At 51.5% G+C, this 297-nt stretch carries 1 rRNA gene; it reads left to right on the top strand.

What is annotated here, in order from left to right:
• Positions 1 to 138, top strand: a 23S ribosomal RNA gene (locus tag ACW5W7_RS21345); the annotation flags it as partial.
• Positions 139 to 297 lie beyond the last annotated feature (159 nt).

Below are 297 nucleotides of genomic sequence, written 5' to 3'. Positions count from 1 at the left end.
CGAGCCCTGAGATGAGTCATCCCTGACCCCTTGAGGGTCCTAAAGGGCCGTTGGAGACCACAACGTTGATAGGTGGGGTGTGTAAGCGCGGCGACGTGTTGAGCTAACCCATACTAATTACCCGTGAGGCTTAACCATACAACACCCAAGAAGTGTTTCTGGCCTTGTAGCAAGTGAACGAACTACTCAAATTCAGTGATAGCGACGAGCACACTAGCTAAGTCGTTATTCACGTCAGCTTTTCGGATTGAAGAATTTGCCTGGCGGCCATAGCGCCGTGGAACCACCTGATCCCAT

This window comes from Aeromonas intestinalis, assembly GCF_054052485.1.
This window is presented reverse-complemented; position numbering and strand designations above follow the sequence as displayed.